A 10718-nucleotide genomic window follows, 5' to 3' on the forward strand; every position below is an offset into this window, starting at 1 on the left:
CCGGCGGCGTCCCCCGGCCGGGGGACGCCCCGTCACCGCCCCGGGCCCGCCGGCACCAGGAACTCGCACCACAGCGCCTTGCCGTTGCCCCGCGGCTCCGCGCCCCACCGCTCCGCCAGCGCCTCGACCAGCATCAGGCCCCGGCCCGAGGTGGCGGTCTGGCCGGGGCTGCGGCGGCGCGGCCACTGGCTGGAGCGGTCCTCGACCTCCAGCCGGATCCGGCGCGGGGCGCCGGCCAGGAGTTCCACGGTGACCAGGGCGCCGCTCTCGGTGTGGGTCAGGGCGTTGGCGATCAGCTCCGAGACCGCCACCTCGACGTCGTGCAGGACGGCGCCCGCCCGCCACTGGTCCAGCGTGCGGCGCAGCGCCGAGTGGACCTCGGCGGCGCCCGCAGGATCGGCCTGGTGGACGTGCAGCCGCAGCCGCGGCGTGGTCACGGCCCCCGGGCCCGGCTCCCGGCGCAGCAGCAGGAGGGCCATGTCGTCCTCCGAGCCGGGGTCGGCCCACAGCTGGGCCGAGAGGTGGTCGGCCAGCTCCTCCAGGTCCGCGGGCCCGGTACGGACCGCCTCGGACAGCGCCTCGATCCCGGCCGAGATGCCCCGGCCGGGCCGTTCGACCAGGCCGTCGGTGCACAGCAGCAGCGTCGACCCGGGCTCCAGGAAGAGCTGGGTCTCGGGGAAGTGGTCCGGCCCGAAGTGGGTGGCCAGCCCCAGCGGCAGCCCGCCGCGGACCTCCGGCCAGTCGATGTGCCGGGACGTGTTGCTCATCAGCGGGCCGAGATGGCCGGCCCGCGCCAGGTGCAGCGCCCCCGACTCCAGGTCGGCCTGCACGTACGTACAGGTGGCGAACCGCTCGGTGTCCAGCTCGGCCAGGAAGCGGGAGGCCCGCACCAGCACGGTTTCCGGGCTGTGCCCCTCGCTGGCGTACGCGCGCAGCGCGATCCGCAGCTGGCCCATCACGGCGGCGGCGTGCGTGTCGTGGCCCTGGACGTCACCGACGACGAGCCCGGTGCGGCCCTGCGGCAGCGCGATCACGTCGTACCAGTCGCCGCCGACGTCCCGGCCGACGCTCGCCGGGTGGTAGCGGGCGGTGACCGCGCCGCCGGCGAGGGGCGGCAGCCGGCGCGGCAGCATCGTCGCCTGCAGCCCGGTCGCGAGCTCCCGCTCCTGGTCGAACAGGGTCGCCCGCTGCACCGACTGCGCCACCACGCCGGCCAGCGCCAGCGCCAGGTTCCGGGCCTCCGGCGACCGCACCGCCGGCTCGGCGTGGAACAGCCCCAGCGCCCCGATCACGGTGTTCTGGGCGACCAGCGGCAGGAAGGCCGCGCCGCCCGCCGGCAGCAGGTCCGCGTACGGGCGCAGCCGCGGGTAGCGGGCGATCAGTTCGCCGCGGGTGCCGAGGAAGACGGGCCGCCGCAGGCGGGCCGCGTCGGACAGCGGCAGGGTGTCGTCCAGCCGGGTGTTCATCATGTCGTCGGGGACCTCACCCAGCATCCCGGCGGCCGCGATGACCTCGAACCGCTCGTTGGCGACCAGGCCGAGCAGCAGGCCGTCCGCCCCGAACCGGCGCGCCCCGCCGGTGCCGGCCAGTACCCGCGTCACGTCCCGCACGGACAGCGCCCGGGACAGCGCGGCGGTGGTCTGCTGCACCATCACGGTCTGCCGCTGCCGCTCCTGCTGCAGCGAGCGCAGCTGCGCGGAGTCCGCCAGCTCGCCGGTCGCCTCCCGGACGATGCCGATGACCCGGTACGGCGTGCCCTCCGGGTCGTGCAGGATCCGCCCCTGGGAGTGCGTCCAGCGCCGCGTCCCGTCCCGGCACTGGACCCGGAAGTACGCGCCGTACGACGAGTGGCCGTCCTGGAGCGCCTGCGCGAGCGCCTCGTCCAGCCGCAGCCCCTCCTTGGCCGGCACCCGCCTGGCCAGGGACAACGGTGCGCCGTCGTATTCCCCCGGGCGCAGGTCGAAGACGTCCAGGGCGCCGGGGTCCAGTTCCATGAACCCGCGGTCCAGGTCCCAGTCGAAGGTGCCCATCCGGTTGAGCGAGAGCCGCTCGCGCAGCCCGACGGGTTCGTGCCGCGAGACCCCGGGAGCCTCCTCCTCGACGCGGCGCCAGTCCCGGTCCGTCCGGGGGTCGTAGCCCTCGTCGGACGGTCCGGCCGGTGGGGCCGTCATCGGGTGCCCCACCTCGTGGCCCGGGGGCGCGCGACGTGTGGGCTCACCATGCGAACACCTTAGGCGGGGCCCGCGCACCCCGCATGTCCGGTGCTCCGGGCGGTGTCCGGGGTGCGGAGAACGGGTGAGGGAGGGGAGGGGGAGCGGGCGCGCCGGGGTGGCGAGCAGGCCATCCCCGGCCCCTCCCAACTTCCCTGCCCGTACGGTCGCTTGACGCAACCGTTCACCTCCCGAACCATGGGTGCGGGCAGCCCTCGGGCGTGGGCCTGACTGCCCGCGGCACAGGAAGGCCCCGCCATGCGAGCGCGCGCCGTACGAGCCCGACGCCTCCGGCGTGCCCTGGCCCCGTCCGCGGCCGGGGTGGCCGGTCTCGCGGTGCTGTGGGTGGCCGCCGCGGCACCGATGCCCCCGGACCGGGTGGGCCCGGCGCCGCACCGGATGCAGGTCTACCTCACCACCACCTCCGACCCCGGCGGCCGGCACGTCGTCCAGGGCCTGCGGCGGCAGGCGCCGCTCACCTTCCGGCCGGGCCGCGGCGGCACCCTCACCGTGGACCCGTCCCGGAGCTACCAGCGGTTCGAGGGCGGCGGCGCCTCGTTCACCGACACCGCCGCCTGGCTGGTGAACAGCAGTGGCGCGCTCGGTGACGCGGCCCGCGCGACGCTCCTGCGCAAGCTCTTCGACCCGGACGACGGCATCGGCCTCGGCTTCCTCCGCAACCCGATGGGCGCCTCCGACCTCGCCCGTTCCGGCTACACCTACGACGACCTGCCCGCCGGCCGGACCGATCCGGACCTCCGGCACTTCTCCGTCGCCCACGACCTCGCCGACGTCCTGCCGCTGACCGCCCGGGCCCGCCGGCTCAACCCGGCGCTGAAGGTGATGGCCACGCCCTGGACCGCGCCCGCCTGGATGAAGGACAACGGCCGGCTCGACCAGGGCCGGCTGCGGCCGGAGTACTACGGCACCTACGCCCGCTACTTCGTGAAGTACCTCCGCGCCTACCGCGCCCACGGCGTGCCGGTCGACTACGTCTCCGTGCAGAACGAGCCCACCTGCTGCGCCGGTTACCCGTCCATGCGGTGGACCGGCGCCTCCCTCGCCCGCTTCACGAAGCAGGACCTGCTGCCCGCACTGCGCCGGGCCCGACTGCCCGCCAAGGTCCTCGCCCTGGACTGGAACTGGGACCGCTACGACGCCTTCGCCCGGCCCACCGTCGACGATCCGGCCGTCCGCCGCCACCCCAACTTCGGCGGGCTGGCCTGGCACGGCTACGGCGGCACGGTCACCCGGCAGACCCGGGTGCACGACAGGTACCCCGGCCTGGCCGTCCACGACACCGAGCACTCCGGCGGCCGGTGGACCGCCAACCAGCAGAAGCAGGACATGCACGACCTCATCGACTACACCCGCAACTGGGGCAGCAGCTGGACGAAGTGGTCGCTCGCCGTGGACCAGAACAACGGCCCGCACCAGGGCGGTTGCTCCGACTGCACCGGGTTGGTCACCGTCCACCACGGTGACGACCGCAGCGGCCGGGTCGACTACACCGTCGAGTACTACACGATGGGCCACCTCACCAAGTTCGTGAAACCCGGCGCCCGCCGCATCGCCTCCTCCGGCCCGTCCGCCCTCCCCAACGTCGCCTGGCGCAACCCCGACGGCTCCACCGTCCTGATCGCCTACAACGACACCGCCACTCCCCGGCCCGCCGGCATCAACTGGGACCGCCGGCACACCCGTTACCTCCTCCCGCCCGGCGCCTCGGCCACCTTCACCTGGTAGGGGGCCCTAACGGAGAGCGGCCCCGTAGCACCGCGTGCTCCGGTCCCGGGGCGGCGGCCGCCCCGGGCCGTTCGTGCTGCCGGGCAGGGTGTGCGGTCAGGCGTGCGCCGCCGCCGGGGCGGCGACCGGGCGGGTGTGGCGGGTGCGGTGGGCCAGGGTGGCCTTGCGGGTCGCCACGTCGACGGTGTACGCGTCGATCGTCAGCCGGGCGCCGGCCACCTTCAGCAGCATGAAGCCGTGGTCGGAGAAGTTCTGCCAGGCCGCCGGGTGGGCGAAGTGGGCCTTGCCGTCCTCCGTCTTGGCGGACGCCCCGCACACCACCTGGCGGGTGCCGCCGGTGCGCGCGGTCGGCTCCAGGATCTGCAGGGTGTGGTCGTGCCCGGACAGGATCAGATCGGCCCGGCCGCAGACCACCTTCTCGTACATGTCCTTGAGGTGGACACCGCTGGTGTAGTTCCCGATCTCGAAACCGTCGTACGAACCGGCGCTGCCGTGCTTGCCGTTGTTGAGGTAGGGGTGGTGGCCGATCACCACCTTCCAGCGCGCCCGCGAGGTCCGCAGCGCCTCGTCCAGCCAGCTGCGCTGGGCGCGCATGTACGGGCCGTCCCAGCGGTAGTACGGGTCGAGCTGGGCGACGTACGACGACCAGGGGATGGTGTCCAGGGCGAAGAACTCCACCAGCGGGTCGGCGGCGGGCAGCGGCACGCGGTAGTAACGGGCGGGCATGTACCAGCGCTTCGAGGACCTGGCGTAGGAGACCTCGCGGTCCCCGCGCGACGGGTCGCCGCCGCTGCCGGGTATCAGCCCCGAGCAGTCGTGGTTGCCCAGCACCATCAGCCAGGGCACGTCGATGCCGTTGTTCGGCTTCTCGAACTTGTCCTGGAACTCGGAGTCGTGGTCCGACTCCGGCCCGTTCTCGTAGATGTTGTCGCCGAGCCCGACGGCCAGGCCGACCCCCTCGCTGCGGCAGATGTCGCGCGCGGCGGCCGCCACCGCGTACTGCGCCTCGTCCCCGGTCCCGGCGTCACCCGTGACCAGGATGGCGAACTCGCCCTTTCCGTTGGGCCGTTCGGGGAACGGAAAGGCTCCCGGCGCACCGGGGCGGGGGGCGGCCGACGCGGGGGACTGGGCCGGCGAGGGCAGCACCGCCAGCGCGGCACCGGCCATCGCGCCGCCCAGCAGCGTCCGCCGGTTCACCCACTGCGGCACCCGCCCCGTCGTCGGCACCGGCGCCGCCCCGGCGCCCGCCGCCTCCGCGCCGGCCCGCAGCCACTCCCGCTCGGTCATGTCCGCCTGCGGCGGGATCAGTTCGTCTTCACACATGCCTGGTTTTTCTCACGGCCGGCCGGGCCGATGGTGACGAAAAGATGAACCGGAGGTGGACGTATGGAGATCGGCGGCACCTTTGCTACGCGTCGGTAACTACCCGTCCCCGTACGGCATCAGGCGGTGAGAAAAGCGGAGGCGGTGGCCCCCGTCAGCCGTCGGCGAGCCGGCGCAGGGTGCGGCCGAGGCGGCGGACGTAGGCCCGCTGGAAGACGGGGACGAGCGGACCGGCGAGCCGGGTGAGGGCCTGCACGGGGCGGCTGAACGCGGTCACCGTGAACCACACCGTGCCGTCGTCGCGCAGCTCGGCCAGGAACGCCTCCTCACCGCACTCGGGGTGCCCCTCCCGGGTCCCGTACGCGAAGCCGATCCGGTCCGCCTCGTCGGCCGTCCACACCACCCGGCAGGGCGCCCGCAGCCGCAGCGGGCCGACCCCCAGAGAGACCTCCACGGCCACGCCCGGGGCGGCCCGTGGGGCGTCGGACCGGATGCCGGTGCCCGCCGCCCGGTGCATCCGGAAGGTGGTGATGGCCTCGCCCGCCGCGGCGAGCACCGCGCGGCCCCGGCCGATCGGCAGCTCCTCGTGGAGGTGGTCGTACCCGGGCGGCAGTGGCGCGCGCCCGGTGGCGCCCACCTCGGGATAGGTGAGGTCGGTCAGCTCGGTCATGAACCGCGACGCTACGCGGGCCGCCGCACGTGATCAACAAAGCGCCACCCCGCGTCCGTCACGCCCGGCGGAGGAACGCCTCCACGGTCCGGACGAAGAAGGCCGGGTCGTCGAGCCACGGGTAGTGCCCGGCGCCCGGCTGGACGGTCAGCTCGGCGGTGGGGAGCAACCCGGCGATGGTGGCGGCGATCCGGGGCAGCGGACCGCCGTCCAGCTCACCGGCGAGGAAGAGCACCGGAGCCCGCAGCGCGGCGAGGGCGGCACGGGTGGCGGCGGGTTCGAAGGCGCCGGCCGACGCGTAGTGCTCCCCGGCCTCGTCGTTGGTCTGCGCCACCTCGGCCGCCGCGTGCGCCTGCGCGGCCGCGTCCCACCGCCCGTAGAAGAAGGGGATGGCGGCGTCCCACTGCTCGTCGGTCGCCGTGCCGGCCCAGATGGCCTCGAAGGCGCCGCGGGCGGAGGCGTACCACGGTTCGGCCTTCCGCAGCGCCGCGGCCTCCAGACGGTGCTCGGTGGTGAAGTCGACGCCGAGCGCCCGGCCCCGCGCGTTGCTCAGCGCCAGCGCACGGATCCGCTCGGGATACCGCGCCGCGTACCGCAGGGCCAGGTCGCCGGCCGCCGAGTGCGCCAGCAGATCGGCCCGCTCCAGGCCGAGATGCCGGCGCAGCGCTTCGACGTCGTCGGCCTGCCGGTCGCAGCGGTAGCCGGCCGGGTCGGCCGGGACGGCGGAGTCGCCGGTGCCGCGCAGGTCGAGCAGCACCAGTTGGCGGTGGGCCGACAGTCCGCCGAGGTCGCCGAGGTAGGCGGAGGCCCGCATCGGGCCGCCCGGCAGGCAGAGCAGCGGTTCTCCCTCACCCAGCACGTGATAGCTGAGCTCGGTCCCGTCGGGCGCGGTGAAGGTGGCAGAAGGCACGGGGCCATCCTCCGCACCGCACGGTGATCATGGCAAGGGGGTTACGGAAGCTGCGGACCGGAGCCGCCGGGCCCCGCGAGGTCTCCCGGCTCCCCGGCCGGTGCGCCGTGCCGTCCCGCGCCCGCGGCGAAGCGTGCCGCGCCCTGGAGCGCCTCGGCCAACACCGCCTGTCCGTAACGGAGTTCGCCGGCCATCGCGGACGCCTCGTCCCTGCCCTCCTGGTCCAGCAGGGACGCCCGGTCGCTGCGCAGACACGCCTGCGGGAAGCGGGCGAGCTCGGCGGCCAGCGCCTCCGCCTCCGCGCGGGCCGTGCCGGTCGGCACCACGCGGTGGGCCAGCCCGATCGCCAGCGCCTCCGCGGCCGGCACCGGCCGGCCGGTCAGGACCAGGTCCATGGCCCGGCTCGCGCCGATCAGCCGGGGCAGCCGCACCGTACCGCCGTCGATCAGCGGCACGCCCCACCGCCGGCAGAACACCCCGAAGACCGCGTCCTCCTCGGCCACCCGCAGATCGCACCAGAGCGCCAGCTCCAGCCCGCCGGCCACCGCATGCCCCGCCACCGCCGCGATCACCGGTTTGCTCAGCCGCAGCCGGGTCGGCCCCATCGGCCCGTCGCCGTCCGCCGCCACGCGATTGCCCCGCCCGGTGCCCACCTCCTTCAGGTCGGCGCCCGAGCAGAACGTCCCGCCCGCGCCCCACAGCACCGCCGCCCGCGCCCCGTCGTCCTCCTCGAACTCACGGAAGGCGGCGGCGAGTTGGCGTGCGGTGGCGCCGTCCACGGCATTGCGGCGGTCCGGCCGCGACAGCACCACCGTCGTCACCGGCCCGGACCGCTCCACCGTTACGGACATCAGGCCGCGCCCCCGGCGGCCGCGACCCCGGCCGCCGCGACCGTGGTGTCCCCGGCCGCCGCGTCCGGCGTCCACGGTCGGACCCGTTCGAGGATCGCCGTCAGACCGGCGCCGGCCGGCAGCGTGCCGTACGCATGGCCCCACTCCCCGCCGAGCCGCGTCGCGCAGAACGCATCGGCCAGCGCCGGATCGCTGTGCCGGACCAGCAGCGAACCCTGCAGCACCAGCGCCATCCGTTCCGCCAGCGAACGCGCCATCAGCTGCGCCCGCTCCGGGCCGGAGAGCTCGCCGAGCAGCTTGCGCAGCCCGGCCACCGCCGCGTCCAGCCGCCGGTCGGCGCCCGCCGCCTGCTCCACCTCGGCGAAGAACGCGTCCAGCGCGGTCGGTTCCCGGCCCAGCGCCCGCAGCACGTCGAGCGCGGCCACGTTGCCCGAGCCCTCCCAGATGGACAGCAGCGGCGCCTCCCGGTAGAGGCGCGGCATGCCGGAGTCCTCGACGTAGCCGTTGCCGCCCAGGCACTCCAGTGCCTCCGCGGCGTGCGCACTGCCGCGCTTGCACACCCAGTACTTGCCGGCCGCCAGCGCCAGCCGGCGCAGCGCCGCCTCCTGCGCGTCCCCGGCCTGCGCCCCGTCCACCGCCGCCGCCAGCCGGAGGCCCAGCAGCGTCGCCGCCTCCGACTCGATCGCCAGGTCCGCCAGCACCGAGCGCATCAGCGGCTGCCGGTCCAGCTCCCGCCCGAACGCCCGCCGGTGCGCGGTGTGGTGCAGCGCCTGCCGCAGCCCCGCCCGCATCCCGGCCGCCGAGCCGAGCACACAGTCCAGCCGGGTCATGTTCACCATCTCGACGATGGTCCGCACCCCGCGGCCCGGCTCGCCGACCGGCCAGGCCACCGCCTGGTCGTACTCGATCTCGGACGACGCGTTGGAGCGGTTGCCCAGCTTGTCCTTCAGGCGCATCAGCCGCATCCCGTTCCGCGTGCCGTCCGGCAGCACCCGCGGTACGAGGAAGCAGCCGAGCCCCTCCTCGGTCTGCGCCAGCGCCAGGAAGAGATCACTCATCGGCGCCGAGGTGAACCACTTGTGACCGGTGAGGCGGTACGTACCGTCGCCGGCCGGCACCGCGCGCGTGGTGTTGGCCCGCACGTCGGAGCCGCCCTGCTTCTCCGTCATCGACATGCCCGCGATCAGGCCCGACTTGGTGAGCGGGGCGCGCAGCCCGACGTCGTAACGCCGGGCGGTCAGCAGCGGTTCGTACTGCGCGGCGAGCTCCGGCGCGGCGCGCAGCGCGGGCACCGCGGCGTACGTCATCGAGATGGGGCAGCCGTGCCCCGCCTCGGCCTGCGACCACACGTAGAATTTCGCGGCCCGCACCAGATGTGCCCCCGGGCGGTCGTCGGTCCACGGCGCGGCGTGCAGGCCCTGCTCCACCGCCACGGTCATCAGCTGGTGCCAGGCCGGGTGGAACTCGACCTCGTCGACCCGGTGCCCGAACCGGTCGTGGGTGTGCAGCCGGGGCGGCTGCTGCTCCGCCCAGCGGGCCTGGTCCTGCACCGCCGCCGAACCGGCCAGCGCCCCGAGCGCGGTCACCTCCGGCTCGCCCCACGCCGCGCCGTACCGCCCGAGCGCCTCCAGCAGGGCCGGCTCGTCCGCCGTACTGAACCCGGTCAGCGGCGGGGCCTGATTCACGACTTCATGGGTGACGGTCATACCCTCGACATTACAGAATCCGAACACTCGAGAGAAGTGTGTAATACCGCCGCTCTGTGCGGCCACCGGCCACCGGGCCGCCCACCGCCGCCCCGTAAACTCCAGCCAGCCATGAACGACGACGGCCCCACCCCCCTCGACCGACTGCGGCCGCTCACCGCCCGCTCGATCGTGCTGAGCACCCTTCTCGGCCACCATCCGCCACGCCTGCCCGCACGCGCCCTGGTACGGGTCGGCGAGCTCTTCGGCGTCGCCGAGGGCACCGTCCGGGTCGCCCTGTCCCGCATGGTCGCCGCCGGTGACCTGCGGCAGACCGGCGGCACCTACGCCCTCACCAGCCGCCTCCTGGCCCGCCAGGCCCGCCAGGACGAGAGCCGCACCCCGCGCACCCGCCGCTGGCACGGGGACTGGGAGATCGCCGTCGTCACCACGGCCGAACGCCGCCCCGCCGCGGAGCGCACCGCGCTGCGGCAGGCCATGGCGGGCCTCCGGCTGGCCGAACTCCGCGAGGGCAGCTGGCTGCGCCCCGCCAACCTCGACCGGCCCCGCCCGGCGGTGGTCACCGAACAGTGCACCTGGTTCACCGCCACCCCGGACGACGACCCGGCCGCCCTCGCCGCCCGGCTCTGGGACCTCGACGCCTGGGCGGCCCACGCCCGCGCCCTGATGACCGCGCTGGACCGCGCCGACACCCTCGCCGACCGCTTCACCATCGCCGCGGCCGCCCTCCGCCACCTCCTCGCCGACCCCCTCCTCCCCGCCGCCCTCCTTCCCCCCGGCTGGCCCGGCACCCCGCTCCGCACCCACTACGCCCACTTCGAAGCGGACCTCCGGGAAGCGCTTCGCCCGTACGTGTCCGACTAGGGGCAGACGCCTCCTAGGAGGCTGGGAGTTCGACCCGTACGGTCAGCCCGCCGCCCTCACGCGGTTCGGTGGTGAGGGTGCCGTCGTGTGCGCGGACCACGGAGCGGACGATGGACAGGCCCAGGCCGACGCCCTTGTCGCTGCCGGTGCGCTCGGTGCGCAGCCGGCGGAACGGCTCGAAGAGGTTCTCCACCTCGTAGGCGGGGACCACCGGCCCGGTGTTGGTGACCAGCAGCACCGCACACCCCGGCTGCGGCTCGGTACCGACCTCGACCCACCCTTCGGGCACGTTGTGGCGCACCGCGTTCTGCACCAGGTTCAGGGCGATGCGTTCCAGCAGCATGCCGTTGCCCTGGACGAAGGCCTGCTGGCGGACCCCGCGCAGCGCGATGCCCTTGGCCTGCGCCTCCTCACGGATCTGGTCCACGGCCTGAGCGG

The 10718-nt window shown here is 75.0% G+C and carries 9 protein-coding genes; 2 read left to right on the forward strand and 7 right to left on the reverse strand.

Features of this window, described 5'->3' with window-relative positions; all coding sequences use genetic code 11:
- Positions 1 to 32: 32 nt before the first annotated feature.
- Complete coding sequence (locus ACZ7MX_RS38655) at positions 33 to 2171, reverse strand: SpoIIE family protein phosphatase (protein WP_472139263.1); 2139 nt, start codon at positions 2169 to 2171, stop codon at positions 33 to 35.
- Positions 2172 to 2468: 297 nt separating this feature from the next.
- On the opposite strand from ACZ7MX_RS38655, the gene ACZ7MX_RS38660 reads away from it, so the two are divergent.
- On the forward strand, positions 2469 to 3956 hold the full coding sequence (locus tag ACZ7MX_RS38660; RefSeq protein ID WP_472139265.1) for a glycoside hydrolase family 30 protein: 1488 nt from the start codon (positions 2469 to 2471) through the stop codon (positions 3954 to 3956).
- A gap of 96 nt (positions 3957 to 4052) precedes the next feature.
- Here ACZ7MX_RS38660 and ACZ7MX_RS38665 read toward each other — a convergent pair whose 3' ends face one another.
- The 5 genes from ACZ7MX_RS38665 to ACZ7MX_RS38685 form a co-directional block, all read right to left on the reverse strand.
- Positions 4053 to 5279 carry a metallophosphoesterase gene (locus tag ACZ7MX_RS38665; RefSeq protein ID WP_472139267.1) on the reverse strand — a complete coding sequence of 409 codons (1227 nt, stop codon included), beginning with the start codon at positions 5277 to 5279 and terminating at the stop codon, positions 4053 to 4055.
- 154 nt (positions 5280 to 5433) lie between these two features.
- A complete protein-coding gene (locus tag ACZ7MX_RS38670; protein WP_472139287.1) occupies positions 5434 to 5940 on the reverse strand; it encodes a DUF1990 family protein in 507 nt (168 codons plus the stop codon).
- 67 nt (positions 5941 to 6007) lie between these two features.
- Complete coding sequence (locus ACZ7MX_RS38675) at positions 6008 to 6859, reverse strand: alpha/beta fold hydrolase (protein WP_472139269.1); 852 nt, start codon at positions 6857 to 6859, stop codon at positions 6008 to 6010.
- Positions 6860 to 6900: 41 nt separating this feature from the next.
- On the reverse strand, positions 6901 to 7710 hold the full coding sequence (locus tag ACZ7MX_RS38680) for a crotonase/enoyl-CoA hydratase family protein (protein ID WP_472139271.1): 810 nt from the start codon (positions 7708 to 7710) through the stop codon (positions 6901 to 6903).
- The gene (locus ACZ7MX_RS38685) at positions 7710 to 9416 is read right to left on the reverse strand and encodes an acyl-CoA dehydrogenase family protein (protein WP_472139273.1); all 1707 of its coding nucleotides are present in this window, start codon (positions 9414 to 9416) and stop codon (positions 7710 to 7712) included. Before ACZ7MX_RS38685 ends, ACZ7MX_RS38680 begins: the two co-directional genes overlap by 1 nt.
- 111 nt (positions 9417 to 9527) lie before the next feature.
- On the opposite strand from ACZ7MX_RS38685, the gene ACZ7MX_RS38690 reads away from it, so the two are divergent.
- Positions 9528 to 10280: a PaaX family transcriptional regulator C-terminal domain-containing protein gene (locus ACZ7MX_RS38690; RefSeq protein WP_472139275.1), complete on the forward strand. Its 753-nt coding sequence runs from the start codon at positions 9528 to 9530 to the stop codon at positions 10278 to 10280.
- 13 nt (positions 10281 to 10293) lie between these two features.
- On the opposite strand, the gene ACZ7MX_RS38695 is transcribed toward ACZ7MX_RS38690, so the two are convergent.
- Positions 10294 to 10718 (reverse strand): sensor histidine kinase (locus ACZ7MX_RS38695; RefSeq protein ID WP_472139277.1); only part of this gene is annotated, 425 nt, incomplete at its 5' end.

The sequence above is a fragment of the Streptomyces sp. NPDC107765 genome (genome assembly GCF_055657085.1).